16 protein-coding genes and 1 pseudogene are annotated in these 18,749 nt (G+C 71.7%); 15 read left to right on the top strand and 2 right to left on the bottom strand.

From position 1 onward, the window contains the following. Nucleotides 1–8 precede the first annotated feature (8 nt). From BLT82_RS08650 to BLT82_RS08615, 7 genes are all read left to right on the top strand, one after another. Nucleotides 9–809 carry a cell division protein FtsQ/DivIB gene (locus BLT82_RS08650; protein WP_093653272.1) on the top strand — a complete coding sequence of 267 codons (801 nt, stop codon included), beginning with the start codon at nucleotides 9–11 and terminating at the stop codon, nucleotides 807–809. Between the two features lie 280 nt (nucleotides 810–1,089). Further along, complete coding sequence (gene ftsZ, locus BLT82_RS08640; RefSeq protein ID WP_093653270.1) at nucleotides 1,090–2,295, top strand: cell division protein FtsZ; 1,206 nt, start codon at nucleotides 1,090–1,092, stop codon at nucleotides 2,293–2,295. A gap of 28 nt (nucleotides 2,296–2,323) precedes the next feature. Next, entirely contained in the window at nucleotides 2,324–3,049 is a 726-nt protein-coding gene (gene pgeF / locus BLT82_RS08635) for a peptidoglycan editing factor PgeF (RefSeq protein WP_404203385.1), read from the top strand. Beyond that, a complete protein-coding gene (locus tag BLT82_RS08630; RefSeq protein ID WP_093653268.1) occupies nucleotides 3,046–3,765 on the top strand; it encodes a YggS family pyridoxal phosphate-dependent enzyme in 720 nt (239 codons plus the stop codon). Before pgeF ends, BLT82_RS08630 begins: the two co-directional genes overlap by 4 nt. Nucleotides 3,766–3,899: 134 nt before the next feature. Next, complete coding sequence (gene sepF / locus BLT82_RS08625) at nucleotides 3,900–4,559, top strand: cell division protein SepF (RefSeq protein WP_093653267.1); 660 nt, start codon at nucleotides 3,900–3,902, stop codon at nucleotides 4,557–4,559. A 77-nt stretch (nucleotides 4,560–4,636) separates the two neighbouring features. Beyond that, on the top strand, nucleotides 4,637–4,933 hold the full coding sequence (locus tag BLT82_RS08620; protein ID WP_017947448.1) for a YggT family protein: 297 nt from the start codon (nucleotides 4,637–4,639) through the stop codon (nucleotides 4,931–4,933). 49 nt (nucleotides 4,934–4,982) lie between these two features. Then, nucleotides 4,983–6,083, top strand: a complete 1,101-nt coding sequence (locus BLT82_RS08615; RefSeq protein WP_093653266.1) for a DivIVA domain-containing protein — start codon at nucleotides 4,983–4,985, stop codon at nucleotides 6,081–6,083. 335 nt (nucleotides 6,084–6,418) lie between these two features. Here BLT82_RS08615 and ileS read toward each other — a convergent pair whose 3' ends face one another. Further along, nucleotides 6,419–9,556 carry an isoleucine--tRNA ligase gene (ileS, locus tag BLT82_RS08610; RefSeq protein ID WP_093653265.1) on the bottom strand — a complete coding sequence of 1,046 codons (3,138 nt, stop codon included), beginning with the start codon at nucleotides 9,554–9,556 and terminating at the stop codon, nucleotides 6,419–6,421. A 576-nt stretch (nucleotides 9,557–10,132) separates the two neighbouring features. Here ileS and BLT82_RS08605 point away from each other — a divergent pair. The 6 genes from BLT82_RS08605 (at nucleotide 10,133) to BLT82_RS08580 (ending at nucleotide 16,456) form a co-directional block, all read left to right on the top strand. After that, nucleotides 10,133–11,368 carry a TraR/DksA family transcriptional regulator gene (locus BLT82_RS08605; RefSeq protein WP_093653264.1) on the top strand — a complete coding sequence of 412 codons (1,236 nt, stop codon included), beginning with the start codon at nucleotides 10,133–10,135 and terminating at the stop codon, nucleotides 11,366–11,368. Between the two features lie 101 nt (nucleotides 11,369–11,469). After that, nucleotides 11,470–12,030, top strand: a complete 561-nt coding sequence (gene lspA / locus BLT82_RS08600; protein ID WP_093653263.1) for a signal peptidase II — start codon at nucleotides 11,470–11,472, stop codon at nucleotides 12,028–12,030. Between the two features lie 142 nt (nucleotides 12,031–12,172). Continuing rightward, nucleotides 12,173–13,114: an RluA family pseudouridine synthase gene (locus tag BLT82_RS08595; protein WP_093653262.1), complete on the top strand. Its 942-nt coding sequence runs from the start codon at nucleotides 12,173–12,175 to the stop codon at nucleotides 13,112–13,114. Next, entirely contained in the window at nucleotides 13,111–13,620 is a 510-nt protein-coding gene (locus tag BLT82_RS08590) for a GNAT family N-acetyltransferase (protein ID WP_093653261.1), read from the top strand. Before BLT82_RS08595 ends, BLT82_RS08590 begins: the two co-directional genes overlap by 4 nt. A 415-nt stretch (nucleotides 13,621–14,035) precedes the next feature. Further along, nucleotides 14,036–15,622, top strand: coding sequence for a Na+/H+ antiporter (locus tag BLT82_RS08585; protein WP_093653358.1), 1,587 nt, complete (start codon nucleotides 14,036–14,038; stop codon nucleotides 15,620–15,622). A gap of 87 nt (nucleotides 15,623–15,709) precedes the next feature. Continuing rightward, nucleotides 15,710–16,456 (top strand): SDR family NAD(P)-dependent oxidoreductase, encoded by a 747-nt coding sequence (locus BLT82_RS08580; protein WP_093653260.1) that lies wholly within the window; start codon nucleotides 15,710–15,712, stop codon nucleotides 16,454–16,456. Nucleotides 16,457–16,573: 117 nt separating this feature from the next. On the opposite strand, the gene BLT82_RS08575 is transcribed toward BLT82_RS08580, so the two are convergent. Further along, a complete protein-coding gene (locus BLT82_RS08575) occupies nucleotides 16,574–17,665 on the bottom strand; it encodes a mechanosensitive ion channel family protein (RefSeq protein ID WP_093653259.1) in 1,092 nt (363 codons plus the stop codon). Between the two features lie 162 nt (nucleotides 17,666–17,827). Here BLT82_RS08575 and BLT82_RS36775 point away from each other — a divergent pair, with 162 nt between their 5' ends. Both BLT82_RS36775 and BLT82_RS08570 read left to right on the top strand, forming a co-directional pair. Next, nucleotides 17,828–17,962: a toxin-antitoxin system HicB family antitoxin gene (locus BLT82_RS36775; protein WP_143041481.1), complete on the top strand. Its 135-nt coding sequence runs from the start codon at nucleotides 17,828–17,830 to the stop codon at nucleotides 17,960–17,962. Further along, nucleotides 17,959–18,732: pseudogene (locus tag BLT82_RS08570) on the top strand (RNA-guided endonuclease InsQ/TnpB family protein); the annotation flags it as partial. The gene BLT82_RS36775 and the pseudogene BLT82_RS08570, both read left to right, overlap by 4 nt. Between the last annotated feature and the right edge of the window lie 17 nt (nucleotides 18,733–18,749).

Below are 18,749 nucleotides of genomic sequence, written 5' to 3'. Positions count from 1 at the left end.
CAGGGAGCATGGCCGGACCGACGACCGCCGAACGCGGCACGCGCAAGCCCAACGGACCGTCGTCGGCCGGCCGGCTTCGCAAGGGTCCGGCTCCGCGCCGGCCCCGGCTCCCCGCCCCCCGGCTCCTGCTCTCCCTCGTCGCCGCCGTCGTCCTCGCCGGCGGCGGCCTGTGGGTGCTGTACGGCTCGTCCTGGGTCCGGGCCGAGCGGGTCGAGGTGTCCGGCACCGGAGTTCTGACGCCCCGTGAGGTCGAGGACGCGGCCGGCGTTCCGCTGGGAACCCCGCTGGTCTCCGTCGATCTGGACGGGATCGAGAGCCGGCTGCGCGACCGGCTGGCCCGCATCGAGTCGGTCGAGGCGGAGCGCTCGTGGCCGCACGGCATCGTGCTGCGGGTGACGGAGCGGAAGCCCGTCCTCCTCATGCGCAAGGGCGCCAGATTCGTCGAAGTCGACGCGAAGGGCGTCCGGTTCGCCACGGTGGACAAAGCCCCCAAAGCGGTTCCGCTCGTGGAGATGGCGGCGAACGAGTCGCCGAGCACCCGGCGTTTCGGGGGGCAGCGGCTGCTGAAGGGAGCTGCCCTGGTCGTCTCCCAACTCCCGGCCCGGGTCGCCGCGGATCTCCGGAGCGTACAAGTAATTTCGTACGATTCCCTCACTCTGAAGTTGACGCGCGGCCGTGAGGTGATGTGGGGCAACAGCGAGGACGGCGAGGTCAAGGCCCGTACGCTCACCGCCCTGATGAAAGCCGCCCCCCGTGCCGGGCGCTTCGACGTGAGTGCCCCCACCGCCCCTGCGGCATCGGCGAGTTGACGCACAAATGCGCAGGCCAGCACCCTGGTTGGTCAGCGCAACGGCTGATCACATAGGGTGAAAAGAAAAACGGGAGGTTCGGCGTGTTCGTTGAACGCACGCCACTTGTCGACTTAGTGTCTCGTTCGAGAGAGTCCAGGAAGCAGAGACACTGGTAACCCTAAACTTCAACGTTAGGGTTTGGGTCGGCATTTCGGACCGTCCCAATCGGCATCCGTCGTCGCGGCGCGGCCACCACCGCGAAGCGGCGACTCGTAACTCGAGGCGAGAGGCCTTCGACGTGGCAGCACCGCAGAACTACCTCGCAGTCATCAAGGTCATCGGTGTCGGCGGCGGTGGTGTCAATGCCATCAACCGAATGATCGAGGTCGGCCTCAAGGGCGTCGAGTTCATCGCGATCAACACCGACGCGCAAGCCCTGTTGATGAGCGACGCCGACGTCAAGCTCGACGTCGGCCGCGAACTCACCCGCGGCCTGGGGGCCGGAGCCAACCCGGCAGTCGGTCGCAAGGCGGCAGAGGACCACCGAGAGGAGATCGAGGAGGTCCTCAAGGGGGCCGACATGGTCTTCGTCACCGCCGGCGAAGGTGGCGGCACCGGCACCGGCGGCGCACCCGTCGTGGCCAACATCGCGCGTTCGCTCGGCGCCCTCACCATCGGGGTGGTCACCCGGCCCTTCACCTTCGAGGGCCGCCGCCGCGCCAACCAGGCGGAGGACGGCATCGCCGAGCTCCGCGAAGAGGTCGACACCCTCATCGTCATCCCGAACGACCGGCTGTTGTCCATCTCGGACCGCCAGGTCAGCGTGCTCGACGCGTTCAAGTCCGCCGACCAGGTGCTGCTGTCGGGTGTCCAGGGCATCACCGACCTCATCACCACGCCCGGCCTCATCAACCTCGACTTCGCCGACGTCAAGTCCGTCATGTCCGAGGCCGGCTCGGCCCTGATGGGCATCGGTTCGGCCCGCGGCGACGACCGCGCGGTGGCCGCGGCCGAGATGGCGATCTCCTCGCCGCTGCTGGAGGCGTCCATCGACGGAGCCCGCGGTGTGCTGCTCTCGATCTCCGGTGGCTCCGACCTCGGCCTCTTCGAGATCAACGAGGCCGCCCAGCTGGTGAGCGAGGCCGCCCACCCCGAGGCCAACATCATCTTCGGTGCCGTCATCGACGACGCACTGGGCGACGAGGTGCGGGTCACCGTCATCGCGGCCGGCTTCGACGGCGGCCAGCCGCCCGCCCGACGCGACAACGTGCTCGGTTCCTCCTCCGCCAAGCGCGAGGAGCCCGCTCCGGCGGCCAGGCCGGAGCCGGCCCGCTCGATCGGCGGACTCGGCACCTTGCCGCCGCGCGAGGAGTCCGCCCCCGCCGAGCCGGTCCCCGCGGCGAACGAGACCTCCCACCCGCAGACCCCGTCGCCGCAGGTGCCGCCGGCCCGGCCGTACGACAGCTCGGCGGAGGAGCTGGACGTCCCGGACTTCCTGAAGTGATCTTGAAGTGATAGGGGAGCACAGCAGAGTGGGCGGCGCCCACTTCGCCTTCACCGACCGGTGGGGCGGGGTGAGCGCCGCTCCGTACGACGAGCTCAATCTCGGCGGCGCGGTCGGTGACGACCCCGTCGCCGTCCGTACGAACCGGGAGCTCGCCGCCGGGCGGCTGGGCGTCGACCCCGGCCTCGTGGTCTGGATGAACCAGGTGCACGGCCGGGACGTCGCCGTCGTCGACGGCCCGTGGGCCGGCGCGGACGTCCCCGCCGTCGACGCTGTGGTCACCGCCCGGCGCGGACTTCCCCTCGCCGTGCTCACCGCCGACTGCACGCCGGTACTGCTGGCCGACCCGGTCGCCGGAGTGGTGGCCGCCGCCCACGCGGGGCGCCCCGGGCTGGTCGCCGGGGTCGTGCCGGCGGCGGTCGAGGCGATGGTCGGGCTCGGCGCCGACCCGTCCCGCATCACCGCCCGGACCGGTCCCTCGGTCTGCGGGCGGTGCTACGAGGTACCCGAGGTGATGCGGGCGGAGGTCGCCGCGGCCGAGCCGGCGGCCTGGGCCGAGACGAGCTGGGGCACCCCGGCCGTGGACGTCGCCGCCGGAGTGCACGCCCAGCTCGATGCGCTCGGTGTGCGCGACCGGAACGCGTCGCCGGTCTGCACACTGGAGTCGGGAGACCACTTCTCCTACCGACGCGACCGCACCACCGGGCGGCTCGCCGGATATGTCTGGCTGGACCGCGAGAGAGACGACGCATGACCGACCGCAGGACCGAACTCGCCGAGAACCTGGCGCGGGTGGAGGAACGTATCGCCTCCGCCTGTGCCGCGGCCGGGCGCAAGCGGGAGGAGGTGACCCTGATCGTGGTCACCAAGACCTACCCCGCGAGCGACGTCCGTCTGCTGCACGAACTCGGCGTGCGGCACGTCGCCGAGAACAAGGACCAGGAGGCGGCCCCGAAGGCGGCCGCCTGCTCGGATCTGTCGCTCACCTGGCACTTCGTCGGACAGCTTCAGACCAATAAGGCCCGTTCCGTTGCCGGTTATGCCGATATCGTGCAGTCGGTCGACCGGCCGAAGCTCGTACGCGCACTGTCCGCGGCGGCGGTCCACGCCGGACGCGAACTGGGCTGCCTCGTCCAGGTCGCCCTCGACGCGGAGTCCGGCCGGCAGGGCGACCGGGGCGGCGTCGCGCCCGGCGACGTCGAGGAGTTGGCGGCGGCGGTGGACGAGGCCCCCGGGCTCCGGCTCGACGGGCTGATGACGGTCGCCCCGCTCGCGGGGCCGTACGCCGGGCGTCAACAGGCCGCTTTCGAGCGGCTGATGGAATTCTCATCCCGCCTGCGCGCGGACCGTCCGGCTGCGAACATGGTGTCAGCAGGGATGAGTGCGGACCTCGAGCAGGCCGTGGCGGCGGGAGCGACACACGTGCGCGTCGGTACGGCGGTGCTCGGAGTCCGACCCCGCCTCGGGTAACGTCGCGAAGCAAGTCGGACCACAGCAGAAAATATGGTCATTTCCGTCGAAAGGCGGACAGGCCGAGTGGATCGCGGGCACTTGGTGACGTAGCCGAACGAAGCCGATCCACCACAGAGCGGAGGACTCAGAGAATGGCCGGCGCGATGCGCAAGATGGCGGTCTACCTCGGCCTCGTGGAGGACGATGGGTACGACGGCCGGGGGTTCGACCCCGACGACGACTTCGAACCCGAGATGGAGCCGGAGCCCGAGCGGGACCGTCGGCGGCACCAGCCTCCGCATCAGGTGGAACGGGAGGAGCCGGTGCGCGTGGTTCAGCCGCCGGCGCCGCGTGAGTCCGCGCCGCGATCGGCCCACGGGTCCGCGCCGGTGCCCGCGTCCCTGGCCGCTCCGCTCTCCGCGGAATCCGGACGTCCGGCGCGAATCGCCCCCGTGGCATCCATCACACCTGAACGTCCCAGTCTGGAGAAGAACGCACCGGTGATCATGCCCAAGGTTGTGTCCGAGCGGGAGCCCTACCGCATCACAACTCTGCACCCCCGGACCTACAACGAGGCCCGTACCATCGGGGAACACTTCCGTGAGGGCACCCCGGTGATCATGAATCTGACGGAGATGGACGACACCGATGCGAAGCGACTTGTCGACTTTGCCGCGGGACTCGTCTTCGGCCTCCATGGCAGCATTGAGCGGGTGACTCAGAAAGTCTTCCTCCTCTCGCCTGCTAACGTCGATGTCACGGCGGAGGACAAGGCCCGCATCGCAGAGGGCGGGTTCTTCAACCAGAGCTAGAACGAGCCAGAACACGACCGAGGGAACGACCCGGCCGCAAGGCCGGCAACGAGAGCCAGGGGAGAGGGAAGCGCGGGATGAGCGTGGCACTGCAGGTGATCTACATCGCTCTGATGTGCTTCCTCATCGTGCTGATTTTCCGGCTGGTCATGGACTACGTCTTCCAGTTCGCCCGCTCGTGGCAACCCGGGAGGGCGATGGTGGTCGTCCTGGAGGCCACCTACACTGTCACCGATCCACCGCTCAAGCTTCTGCGGCGGTTCATTCCGCCGCTGCGTCTCGGGGGCGTGGCACTCGATCTGTCCTTCTTCGTTCTGATGATCATCGTTTACATCCTGATCTCCGTCGTGAGCAGCGTGGGGAGAGGGATGTGAACGGTACGGTCTTGCCGACTGCCGACGACTACGTAGAGGTGAAGTAGAGATGCCGCTGACCCCCGAGGACGTGCGGAACAAGCAGTTCACGACCGTCCGCCTCCGAGAAGGCTATGACGAGGACGAGGTCGATGCCTTTCTCGACGAGGTCGAAGCCGAGCTGACGCGCCTCCTCCGAGAGAACGAGGACCTGCGCGCGAAGCTTGCGGCGGCGACCCGTGCGGCCGCGCAGAACCAGCAGCAGCAGGGCATGCGCAAGCCGCCGGAGCCGCAGGACGGCCGTGGTCCCGGCGCTCCCGTGCCCGCCGCCATATCCGGACCCCCCGTCCAGCAGCAGCCCCCGCAGATGGGTCCCCCCCAGCTGCCCGGTGGAGCTCCTCAGCTGCCGGCCGGTCCCGGTGGTCACGGTGGTCACGGTGGTCATGGCCCCCAGGGTCACCCGCAGGGTGGTCCGATGGGCCCCGGCCCGATGCAGGGCGGTCCCATGGGCGGCCCGATGGGCGGCCCCATGGGTGGTCACGGTGGCCCGCAGCTCCCGGGCCAGGGCCCGGGCGGTGACAGCGCCGCACGCGTGCTGTCCCTGGCCCAGCAGACGGCCGACCAGGCGATCGCGGAGGCCCGCTCCGAGGCCAACAAGATCGTCGGCGAGGCCCGGTCGCGCGCCGAGGGCCTGGAGCGGGACGCCCGCGCCAAGGCCGACGCGCTGGAGCGGGACGCGCAGGAGAAGCACCGCGTCGCGATGGGCTCGCTGGAGTCCGCCCGCGCCACGCTGGAGCGCAAGGTCGAGGACCTGCGCGGCTTCGAGCGCGAGTACCGCACGCGTCTGAAGTCGTACCTGGAGAGCCAGCTGCGCCAGCTGGAGACCCAGGCCGACGACTCGCTGGCCCCGCCGCGGACCCCGGCTGCCGCGTCGCTGCCCCCGTCCCCCTCGATGGCTCCGGCCGGCGCCGGTGCCCCGTCCTTCGGCGGCAACCAGGGCATGGGCGGCAACCAGGGCATGGGCGGCGGCCCGTCGTACGGCGGCCAGCAGCAGATGTCCCCGGCGATGACCCAGCCGATGGCGCCGGTGCGGCCGCAGGGCGGTCCGCAGCCGATGCAGCAGGCACCGTCGCCGATGCGCGGTTTCCTCATCGACGAGGACGACAACTGACGGCGGGCCACGGCGCGGAGCGCGCATAGCCGTCGGCAGGCTTGAACGGGCCGGGCCCGGGACGAACGTCCCGGGCCCGGCCCGTTTCTTGCGCGCCCGCTCGCACTGAGCCTCGCGCCGGTCCCGGTCTCGCCCGCCTCGCGCCGCACGGGTGCGGGGCGTCCCGCGTGCTGCGCGGCGTCGTGCGGTCGTGCGGGCGCGGGGAGCGGAGTACGACGCCCTCGCCAGCGTGCCGAGACGGCGGGTCGCCCAGCCGCGCAGGAGCCGCACGGACGGGGAACGCGAAGGGCCCGGCCCCGAAGGAGCCGGACCCTCGATGCGCGGTGCGGTACGGGTTACGCCTTGCGGAGACGGAACGTCAGGGAGAGGCCCTCGTCCGTGAACGGGGTGCCGTACGCGTCGTCGCCCTCGCCCGTCGCGAAGTCCGTCGCGAGGACCTCGTCCGCGATCAGCCCGGAGTGGTCCGAGAGCGCCGAGGTGACCTCGGCATCCGTGGACGACCAGCGGAGCGCGATACGGTCGGCGACGTCCAGACCGCTGTTCTTGCGCGCCTCCTGGATCAACCGGATCGCGTCACGGGCCAGTCCGGCCCGCCGCAGCTCCGGAGTGATCTCCAGGTCGAGCGCGACCGTGGCGCCCTGGTCGGAGGCGACCGACCAGCCCTCTCGCGGGGTCTCGGTGATGATGACCTCCTCCGGGGAGAGGGTCACCTCCTCGCCGTTGACGGCGATCACGGCCGAGCCGGATCGCAGCGCGAGCGACAGCGCCGCCGCGTCCGCCGCCGCCACTGCCTTGGCGACGTCCTGCACGCCCTTGCCGAAACGCTTGCCCAGCGCCCGGAAGTTCGCCTTCGCCGTCGTGTCGACCAGTGATCCGCCGACCTCGGACAGCGAAGCCAGCGACGAGACGTTGAGCTCCTCGGTGATCTGCGAGTGCAGTTCCGGCGACAACGACTCGAAGCCCGATGCCGCGACCAGCGCCCGCGACAGCGGCTGGCGGGTCTTCACACCGGACTCCGCACGGGTCGCTCGGCCCAGCTCCACCAGCCGGCGGACCAGCGCCATCTGCCGGGAGAGCTCCGGGTCGATGGCGGAGAGGTCGGCCTCCGGCCAGGTCGTCAGGTGCACGGACTCCGGCGCCTCCGGCGACACCGGGACCACGAGGTCCTGCCACACCCGCTCCGTGATGAACGGGGTGAGCGGGGCCATCAGCCGGGTGACGGTCTCGATCACGTCGTGGAGCGTCCGCAGCGCGGCCGCGTCGCCCTGCCAGAACCGGCGGCGCGAGCGGCGTACGTACCAGTTCGACAGGTCGTCCACGAAGGACGAGATCAGCTTGCCGGCGCGCTGGGTGTCGTACGCCTCCAGCGCCTGCGTGACCTGGTCGACCAGTGCGTGCAGCTCCGAGAGCAGCCAGCGGTCGAGCACCGTGCGCTCCGCCGGCGCCGGGTCGGAGGCCGACGGCGCCCAGCCCGAGGTGCGGGCGTACAGCGCCTGGAAGGCGACGGTGTTCCAGTAGGTGAGCAGCGTCTTGCGCACGACCTCCTGGATGGTGCCGTGGCCCACCCGGCGAGCCGCCCACGGCGAGCCGCCGGCCGCCATGAACCAGCGCACGGCGTCGGCGCCGTGCTGGTCCATCAGCGGGATCGGCTGCAGGATGTTGCCGAGGTGCTTGGACATCTTGCGGCCGTCCTCGGCGAGGATGTGGCCCAGGCAGACCACGTTCTCGTACGACGACTTGTCGAAGACCAGCGTGCCGACGGCCATCAGCGTGTAGAACCAGCCGCGGGTCTGGTCGATCGCCTCGGAGATGAACTGCGCCGGGTAGCGCTTCTCGAAGATCTCCTTGTTCCGGTACGGGTAGCCCCACTGCGCGAACGGCATGGACCCCGAGTCGTACCAGGCGTCGATGACTTCGGGGACCCGCGTCGCCGTCGAGGAGCACTGCGGGCAGGCGAAGGTGACCGCGTCGATGAACGGACGATGCGGGTCCAGGCCGGACTGGTCCTCGCCGGTGAGCTCGCTCAGCTCGGCGAGCGAGCCGACGACGGTCAGGTGGTCGTCGTCGCAGCGCCAGATCGGCAGGGGGGTGCCCCAGTAGCGGTTCCGCGACAGCGCCCAGTCGATGTTGTTGTTGAGCCAGTCTCCGTACCGGCCGTTCTTGACCGAGTCGGGGAACCAGTTGGTGTTCTCGTTCTCCTCGAGGAGCCGGTCCTTGATCGCGGTGGTGCGGATGTACCACGACGGCTGCGCGTAGTAGAGCAGCGCCGTGTGGCAGCGCCAGCAGTGCGGGTAGCTGTGCTCGTACGGGACGTGCCGGAAGAGCAGGCCGCGGGCGTCCAGGTCCTGGGTCAGCGCCTCGTCGGCCTTCTTGAAGAAGACGCCGCCGACCAGCGGCACGTCCTCCTCGAAGGTGCCGTCGGGACGGACCGGGTTCACCACGGGGAGGCCGTACGCGCGGCAGACCTTGAGGTCGTCCTCACCGAAGGCGGGGGACTGGTGGACCAGACCCGTGCCGTCCTCCGTCGTCACGTACTCGGCGTTGACCACGAAGTGCGCCGGGGCCGGGAACTCGACGAGCTCGAAGGGCCGGCGGTAGCCCCACCGCTCCATCTCGGCGCCCGTGAAGGTCTGGCCGGTGGCCTCCCAGCCTTCGCCGAGGGCCTTCTCCAGCAGCGGCTCGGCGACGACGAGCTTCTCCTCGCCGTTCGTGGCCACCACGTAGGTGACCGCTGGGTGCGCGGCCACGGCGGTGTTGGACACCAGCGTCCACGGGGTGGTCGTCCACACCAGCAGCGAGGCCTCGCCCGCGAGCGGGCCGGAGGTCAGCGGGAAGCGGACGAACACGGACGGGTCGACGACGGTCTCGTAACCCTGCGCCAGCTCGTGGTCGGACAGGCCGGTGCCGCAGCGCGGGCACCAGGGCGCGACGCGGTGGTCCTGGACCAGCAGGCCCTTGCCGAAGATCTCCTTCAGGGACCACCACACGGACTCGATGTACTCGGGGTCCATGGTCCGGTACGCCTCGTCGAGGTCGACCCAGTAGCCCATGCGGGTCGTCAGCTCGGCGAAGGCGTCGGTGTGGCGCGTCACGGACTCGCGGCACTTCGCGTTGAACTCCGCGATGCCGTACGCCTCGATGTCCTTCTTGCCGTTGAAGCCGAGCTCCTTCTCGACCGCGAGCTCGACCGGCAGACCGTGGCAGTCCCAGCCGGCCTTGCGGGCCACGTGGTAGCCCCGCATGGTCCGGAAGCGCGGGAAGACGTCCTTGAAGACGCGGGCCTCGATGTGGTGGGCGCCGGGCATGCCGTTGGCCGTGGGCGGGCCCTCGTAGAAGACCCACTCGGGGCGGCCCTCGGACTGCTCGAGGCTCTTCGCGAAGACCTTGTTCTCGCGCCAGAAGTCGAGCACGGCGTGCTCGAGCGCGGGCAGGTCGACCTGGGCTGGCACCTGGCGGTACTGCGGCGGCGTCATGTACGGGCTCCTCCAACGGAGTGTGTCTCTTCCGTCGGAGGGACGAGAGCCGATGCGCTGCGCTCCCGCGGTACCACCCTCCTTGGCCCTCCGGCGCACGGCCGGGGAGCCCCCTCATTGGGGTCGCGATGCCGGTTCTACTGGCCCTGGGACGACTGCGGGCGTTCTTCCGGCGGCTCAGGGGTGATCATTCGCACCGCGCTCGCCCCCGGGCTCTCACCGTCCCCGGGTCGCTCATGGCTGCGTACGACGCTACTCGTCCCCATCCACGCCTTTCGCTTCGCCCAGTGTACGGGCCCGGACGCGTGGGGGCCGACCGGATTTCCCGGCCGCCGGGCCGAGCGGAGGGCCGCCCCCGCATGACCCGAATGGCCACACGGAGCCGAGCGGGTTCCGCAGGCGCCCGCCCGGCGGATTAGGGGGCGGGGAGCTGGGCACAACGGATGCAGGCTCGCGTTGGGGAAGGCGCGGGGCGGGCCGGACAGGCGGCGTGCCCCGTTGCCGCGGCGCTGGGGTCGATTTATCGTCCCAGCACGATTCGCGAGCAAGATCACAATATGTGAAGGGGCCGCGGCCATGGTGGCGAAGAAGACCGCCGTGAAGAAGACGGCGTCAGCGAGGTCCACCGCCGCTGCGGGGGCGGCGGCCAAGGAGACGAACGGCAAGAAGAGCGTCGTCGCGAAGAAGAGCACCCGGAGGGTGACGAAGACCGTCGCCTCCGGCGCGAACGCGCACGACGCGGCCGAGGCGAAGGCCGCGGAGCCCGCCAGGAAGGCCGCGCGGAAGAGCACCGCGGCGGCGGCCAAGCGGTCCGCCGCCACGGCCAGGTCCGCGGGCGGGGGGAAGACCTCGTCGAGAAGCTCGAAGGCCCACGCCCCGGAGCCCCCGGCGCCGGACGCGGAGAAGGAACCGGGCGGAGCCGCCGGGGGGGCGGCGAAGGAGTCGGGCCGGAAGGCGGCACGCAAGGCGACCGCCCGGGCCGCCGCGAAGTCGGGCGCCGCGTCGAAGGCCACCGGCGGCGCGAGGACTCCGGACGCGGGGCCGAAGGCCGGGGACGCCGCGTCGAGTACCACCGGCGCCGGCAGGGCCGGGGGCAGGTCCGCCGAGGGCACGACGACCGCGGCGACGAGGAAGAGCACGGCCGCGAAGAAGACCGCGGCCACGAGGAAGACCGCGGCCGGCAAGGACGCGGCGGGGCGCTCGGCGGCGCCTCCGGCGGCGGCCGCCAAGGCGCCGGGCAGGAAGGCGGCTGCGAAGGCAGGCGCCGGCAAGGCCGCCACGGCGGCCAGGGAAGCGGTCGAGGCCGCGGAGCAGACGGGAGCCAGGACGGTGGCAGCCAAGAAGAGCGCGGGGTCCGGTACGGACACGAAGGACACCGCGTCGCCGGTGCCGCAGGCGCGGGTCGCGGCGGCGCCGGGGGACCTCGCCGTACGGCCGGGGGAGGACCCGTGGACGCCGGAGGAGGTCGCCGAGGCGCGCGCCGAGCTGGAGAGCGAGCTCGCCCGGCTGCAGGCCGAGATCAGCCACTCCGAGGAGGCGCTGACCGGGCTGATGCGGGACTCCGGTGACGGCGCCGGGGACGACCAGGCCGACACCGGCACGAAGAACATCACCCGCGAGCACGAGATGGCGCTGGCCGCCAACGCCCGCGAGATGGTCGAGCAGAGCGAGCGGGCCCTGCACCGGCTGGACGCGGGCACGTACGGCCTCTGCGAGGTGTGCGGCAACCCGATCGGCAAGGCCAGGATGCAGGCGTTCCCCCGGGCCACCCTGTGCGTGGAGGACAAGCAGAAGCAGGAACGGAGAGGCTGACCCCGCCACCGGCTCCGGACCGCGGCACGGTGTCCGGAGCCGGGCCCGCACCCGCGTGCCGTACCCTCGTGACCAGTCAGCACCTAGGTTGAGGGACTCACGTGGCAGAGGCGGAGCGCATCATCGGTACGCCGGACGTAGACGACGAGGCCGCGGCTCCCGCCGAGCGGCCCAAGGGCGAGCGGAGGATCTTCGCCCTGTTCGCCGTGGCCGCCGTGGCCTACGTGCTGGACCTCGCCAGCAAGATGCTGGTCGTCGCGAAGCTGGAGCACCACGAGCCGATCCGGGTCATCGGTGACTGGCTGAGGTTCGAGGCGGTCCGCAACCCCGGTGCCGCGTTCGGCTTCGGCGAGGCGTTCACGATCATCTTCACGATCATCGCCGCCGTGGTGATCGTGGTGATCGCGCGGCTGGCACGCAAGCTCTACAGCCTGCCGTGGGCCATCGCGCTCGGCATGCTGCTGGGCGGTGCGCTCGGCAACCTCACGGACCGGATCTTCCGTGCGCCGGGGGTCTTCGAGGGCGCGGTCGTCGACTTCATCGCGCCGAAGCACTTCGCCGTGTTCAACTTGGCGGACTCGGCGATCGTGTGCGGCGGCATCCTGATCGTGATCCTGTCCTTCAAGGGTCTGGACCCGGACGGCACCGTCCACAAGGACTGACAAGGACCGGGGCGGGTCCTGCACGGTCCGCGGCAGCGCGACGGCCGACCGCTGCGGCGCCCGGACGTCGCCGGCGGGCTGCCGGGCGCCGGTTGTCCACAGGCGTGCCCGGTCACAGGGGCCGACAAGGCATACTCGACGGGTGAGCACGATTCCCGAAACCCGCACCCTGCCCGTACCCGACGGCCTCGAGGGCGAGCGCGTCGACGCCGCCATATCGCGGATGTTCGGCTTCTCCCGGACGAAGGCCGCCGAGCTCGCGGCCGCGGGCAAGGTCCAGGTCGACGGCTCGGTCGTGGGCAAGTCCGAGAGGGTGAGCGGCGGGGCCTGGCTCGAGGTCGAGATGCCGCAGGCTCCCGCGCCGGTGCAGGTCGTCGCCGAGCCGGTCGATGGCATGGAGATCGTGCACGACGACGAGGACATCGTCGTGATCGCGAAGCCGGTCGGCGTGGCGGCCCACCCGAGCCCCGGCTGGTCCGGGCCGACGGTGATCGGCGGGCTGGCCGCGGCCGGGTACCGGATCTCCACGTCGGGTGCCGCGGAGCGGCAGGGCATCGTGCACCGGCTGGACGTCGGCACCTCCGGGCTGATGGTGGTCGCCAAGTCGGAGCGGGCGTACTCCCTGCTGAAGCAGCAGTTCCGGGAGCGCACGGTCGACAAGCGGTACCACGCGCTGGTGCAGGGCCACCCGGACCCGCTCAGCGGCACGATCGACGCCCCCATCGGCCGCCACCCCCAGCACGACTACAAGTGGGCCGTGACGGCCGAGGGCAAGCCCTCCGTCACGCACTACGACCTGATCGAGGCGTTCCGCGCCGCCTCGCTGCTGGACATCAAGCTGGAGACCGGCCGTACGCACCAGATCCGGGTGCACATGTCGGCCCACCGGCACCCCTGCGTCGGCGACCTCACGTACGGCGCCGACCCGACGATGGCACGGCGGCTGGGCCTGACCCGGCAGTGGCTGCACGCGGTGCGCCTGGGCTTCGAGCACCCAGCGGACGGCCAGTGGGTCGAGTTCGCCAGCGAGTATCCCGAGGATCTGCAGGCGGCGCTGGACCGGATCGCGGCGGAGAGCGCATGACCGGGCACGCGGAGCACCCGCCGGACGACGTCGCCCCGGGCGGATACGCCGTCCGCGAGGCGACGGACCCCGCCGACCGTGAGGCGTGCTTCACGGTGCGCAAGGAGGTCTTCGTCGTCGAGCAGCGGGTGCCGCAGGAGATCGAGTACGACGCCTACGACGCCGAGGGCGCGGACACGATCCACGTCCTGGCCGTCGGCCCGGAGGGCCCGCTGGGCACGGGCCGGCTGCTGTACGGCCCGGCGGCGGCCGGCAAGACCGGGGGCGACCCTTCGGTCGGCTCCCTGGGGCGGCTCGCGGTGACGGCGGCCGCGCGCGGCCGCGGCGTCGGGGCTGCGCTCGTCCGCGCGATCGAGTCCGCGGCCCGTGAACGAGGTCTCTCCGCGGTCGACCTGCACGCACAGACCCACGCGCTCGTGTTCTACGAGCGCCTGGGCTACGAGGCGTACGGCCCCGAGTTCCCGGACGCGGGCATCCCCCACCGGGCCATGCGCCGAGCGCTCTGACGGGGTCGTCCCGCGGGCATCGCGCCGGGGACGGCCGTCATGCCCGGGCCGTGTCGTGGTGGCCGTGCTCCACCTGCCGGCACTTCCGGCGCGGCACCGGCACGTCCCGCGGCCGGGCGCCGCCGCCGTGCCCGGTGGCCCATACCCCCGGTCCGGCTCCTGCGCGACCCGTACCTGCCCTGTCCGCCCGCCGGGCCCGCGCACCCCGGCCCGACCGGGCACCACCTCCGCGCGGGGCGCTCGTACGGCCCCCGCCCGATCGCGAAGCCGTCCCGCTCCCCTCATCGTGCCCGGCCCGGCCGGTGACGGGCCTTCAGCAGCCGGTCCGGGGACGGGCGTATTCGGATGAATCGGGATGAACGCATGGCACGCTGGAGCCGGTGATCGTCGGAGATTCGACCGTCGAGGGGTGCTCGTGGACCAACTGGCGCTGCTGTTCGTGCTGTTGCTGGGAGCCGTGATCACCGTGCCGCTCGGGGAGCGGCTCGGGCTGCCCGCGCCGGTGCTGATGACGCTCGTCGGCGTCGTCCTCGCCCTGCTGCCCTTCGTCCCGAACGTCACCATCCGGCCCGAGCTCATCCTTCCGCTGCTGCTCCCGCCACTGCTGTACGCCGCCGTGCAGCGCACGTCCTGGCGGCAGTTCACCGCCAACGTCCGGCCGATCTTCCTGCTCGCCGTCGCCCTGGTCTTCATCACCACGGCCGCCGTCGCGGCCGTCGCGCACACGGTCGTCCCCGGGCTGCCGATCGCCGCAGCGGTCGTCCTCGGCGCCCTCGTGGCACCGCCGGACCCGGTCGCCGCGACCGCCGTCGCGGGCTCCCTCGGCCTGCCCCGCAGGCTTGTGTCGATCCTGGAGGGCGAGGGGCTGTTCAACGACGTCACCGCGATCGTGCTCTACCACGTGGCGATCGGCGCGGTCGTCAGCGGTACGTTCTCGTGGCCCAGGGCCGCCCGCGAACTGGTGCTCTCCGCCGTCGTCGCGGTGGCCGTGGGACTCGCGCTCGGCTGGCTCTCACAACGGCTGATGGGCCTGCTCGGCGACCCGACCCTGCAGATCGGGCTCACCCTGCTCGTGCCGTTCGTCAGCTATGTGCTCGCCGAGGACCTGCTCGGCTCCGGCGTGCTCGCCGTGCTCGTCACCGCCCTCTATCTGGCCGAGCACGCGGTCGACGCCGACGACGTGCTCTGGCGGCTCGCGGGCAACACCTTCTGGCAGGTCGTCGACACCCTCGTGACCGGGGTCGCCTTCGGCCTCATCGGGCTGGAACTCCACAACGTCTTCGGCACTGCCGAAGGCCGGGGCGGCCTGCTGACGGGATGGTCCGTGCTCGTCGTCGCCACCGTCATCGGCGTGCGGCTGATGTATCTGCTGCCCGCCACCTGGCTGACCAAGCGGCTCCACAAACGGCGCGACTACGACGAGGAGATCCCCGTCGGCTGGCGCGAGACCGTGGTCATGTGGTGGTCCGGGATGCGGGGCGTCGCCTCGGTCGCGCTGGCCCTGGCGATCCCCCTGCGCACGGCGGACGGCGCACCGTTCCCGGGTCGGGACGTGATCGTCTTCATCGCGTTCGCGGTGATCATGACGACCCTGGTGCTCCAGGGGCTCACACTGCCCTGGCTCGTGAAACGGCTCGGCGTACGAGCCGACACCGACGCCGAACGGGCGCTGGAGCGTGACCTCGCGCTGCGCGCGGCCAAGGCGGCCAAGCACCGGCTGAAGGAGATCGAGCAGGTGGAGGAGTTGCCCGAGGACATCGCGGAACGGCTCCAGCGGGCGGCGTACGACATCGGCACCCGGATCAGTCCGGACATCGTGGACGAAGAGCGCCGCGAATGGTTCGCCAGGCGGGCGGGCCGGCAGCGGACGCTCCTGCGCGTGCAGCGCGAGATGCTGTCGGCCGCTCGGCACGAGGTGCTCGCCGCGCGCAGCGAGCCGGGCGCCGACCCCGAGGTCGTCGATCGCGTCCTGCTGCACCTGGACGTCCGCAGCCTGCGCTGACACCCGTCCGTGTGCGGCGCCCCAAGTCGGCCGCGCGGGGCGGTTTCGGACCGGCTCCGGGCGGCCGGCCGGTCGTAGGATCGGTGCATGGCGCGCACGGTGGTGATCAGTGGCGGGGGTACGGGAATCGGGCTCGCGACGGCGGAGGTGTTCGCCGCGGACGGCGAGCAGGTACTGCTGCTCGGGCGCCGCGAGGAGGTGCTCCAACGGGCGGCCGGGCGGATTCCCGGAGCACGCTACTGCGCGGCGGATCTGACCGAGCCCCAAGGCGCGCGCCGGGCCGCGGAGTTCGCCGCGCGGGAGTACGGCACTGTGGACGTCCTCGTCCACAGTGCGGGCGGCAGCGGCGCGCTGGAGGACCGGCCCGAGTTCGAGGACCCGCTGGAGGCGGTCGCCCACGACTGGACGCTCAACTTCCGGCTCAACACCCTGACCGCCACGCTCCTCACCGAGGCCCTCCAGGACCATCTGGCCACGCCCGGGGGCCGTGTGCTGTTCCTCAGCTCCATCGCGGCCTACCGGGGGTCCGGCTCCGGCGCGTACGCGGCCTCCAAGGCCGCCCTGCACCCGTACGCGCACGACCTGGCCCGCCGGCTCGGGCCGCGCGGCATCACGGTGAACCTCGTGGCTCCCGGTTACGTCGAGGAGACCGACTTCTTCGGCGACGGGATCGGGGAGGACCGCCGAAGGCAGCTCATCGCCGAGACGTCCACGGGCCGGGCCGGCCATCCCGGCGACGTGGCCCAAACCCTCCACTGGCTCGCCTCGCACGCGGCGGCCCACATCACGTCCCAGGTCATCCAGGTCAACGGTGGTGCGGAGCGCGGCCATTGAGGCCGGGCCGCCGGCCTCCGGCCGGGCACGGTCCCGCCGGGCGGGACCCCGGACACCGGTGGGCGCCCGCCGCCGGGAAAGCGCCTCGGCGGCGCCGTCCCCACCGCCCCGGTCCCGTCAGCCGCGGCCGGTCCGCTGGGCCGGGGTCTCCGGCTGGGTGTGCGCGGCGGGCGGGGCGACCGCCTGGGACGTGGCGATCCGCGGGAGCGCGTGCGCGTGGTGGTCGCACAGCCAGGCGATCAGCTGCTCCCGTACCGCGCACCGCACCGTCCAGATGTCGTCCGCGTCCTTCGCGGTGACGACGGCGCGGACCACCATCGTGTTGGGCGTGGTGTCCGTGACCGCGAGCGACCAGTCGCGGCCGTCCCAGGCCGGGCAGTCGCGCAGGATGTCGTGGAGCTTCTCGCGCATCTCGTGCACCGGCGCCGTGTGGTCGAGATGGAAGAAGACGGTCCCGGTCATCTGCACGCCGCCGCGCGACCAGTTCTCGAACGGCTTGCTGGTGAAGTACGACACCGGCATCGTGATCCGCCGTTCGTCCCACGTCCGCACCGCGAGGAAGGTGAGCGTCACCTCCTCCACCGTGCCCCACTCGCCGTCCACGACGACGGTGTCGCCGATGCGGACCATGTCGCCGAAGGCGATCTGGAAGCCGGCGAAGAGATTGCCCAGCGTGGACTGGGCCGCGACACCGGCGACGATGCCGAGGACACCGGCGGAGGCCAGCAGGGAGGCTCCCAGCTTGTCCATCCCCGGGAAGGTCAGCAGCATCGAGGCGAAGGCCACCACGCCGACCAGGGCGGTGACGATCCGCTGGACCAGCGCGACCTGGGTGCGGACCCGGCGGACCCGCGCGAGATCCCGGGAGCTGGCCGCGAAGCGGGAGTACGAGGCCTCCACCACCGCCGCGGCGATCCGCACCACCAGCCAGGCCGAGGCGGCGATGAGGACGAGCGTCAGGACGTGGCCGATGAAGGCCTCGTTCCGTTCGACGACCGCGATGGCGCTCTCCGTGTAGGTCCCTCGCAGCAGCGCGGTCAGCACCACCACCTGCAACGGCACCCGGCAGCGGCGCAGCAGCCCCCACAGCGGGGTTTCGCTGTGGCGGGCGTCCGCGCGGCGGAGCAGCAGATCGGTGAGCCACCCCAGCAGCAGCGTGAGAAGGACCGAGCCGACGAGGACGATCAACGGACGCAACACGTTCTCCATCAGATACCTCTCGAAAGGGGACCTCCGGCTTTGGCCGGAGGGGGGATTTCGTCCTCGAACCGGAGGCGCGCAGCGCCGGAGCTCGCTTCGTTTCCCGCCCGCGACGAACAGTCGCGGAGTGGTGGAATCTTGGTTGTGGCTAGGGGTGATCGCCGGGAGTCAATGAACCTTCGCGTTGCTCCTGAGCTGAAGCGGCAGATCGAGGCATACGCCGAGCGCGTAGGCATCTCGATCAACGCTGCCGCGTGCGTTCTCCTCGCCGAGGGGCTGCGCGTCGAGCGGAGGCGTGAGCGGTGATCCGCGCGTACAAGTTCCTCCTGCGCCCCACGGCCCGTCAGACGGCCGTGCTCGGCCAGATGCTGCGGGACCACTGCTCCCTGTACAACGGCGCCCTCCAGGAACGCCGTGACGCCTACCGGCACACCTCGAAGACCACGGTCCGCGACGGGGACCAGTCCGCCCAGCTCAAGGAGATCCGGGTATTCGATCCGGAGCGTCAGGGCCGTTGGGCGTTCTCCTCCCAGCAGGCCACCCCGCGCCGACTGGACAAGGCGTTCAAGGCGTTCTTCCGCCGGGTCAAGGCCGGGCAGAGCCCGGGATACCCCCGCTTCAAGGGCGTCGGGCACTTCGACACCGTCACCTTCCCCAAGGGCGGCGACGGCTGCCGATGGGACTCCACCCCCCACGATGCGCGGGCACGCGTACGGCTCCAGGGTGTCGGGCACGTCCGGGTGCGCCAGCACCGGCCCGTGCGCGGCCGGGTCAAGACGATCTCGGTGAAGCGCGAGGGAACCCGCTGGTACGTCGTCCTCTCCTGCGACAGCGTGCCCGCGGAGCCCCTGCTGCCCACGGGGGCGATGGTCGGCATCGACACGGGCGTCGCCCACTTCCTGACCACCTCGGACGGCGAGCACGTCGCCAACCCGCGATTCCTCACCGCGATGGCCGCGGAGCTGGGCGAGGCGCAGCGGCACCTCGCGACGTTCCCGAAGCGGACCCGGCAGCGCACCAAGCGCCATCGCTCGGCGGCCCGGAAGGTCGCCAAGCTGCACGCCAGGATCCGGCGGGCCGGGCTGGTCCTCTG

This window comes from Streptomyces wuyuanensis, assembly GCF_900103455.1.
Taxonomy (GTDB): domain Bacteria; phylum Actinomycetota; class Actinomycetes; order Streptomycetales; family Streptomycetaceae; genus Streptomyces; species Streptomyces wuyuanensis.
This window is presented reverse-complemented; position numbering and strand designations above follow the sequence as displayed.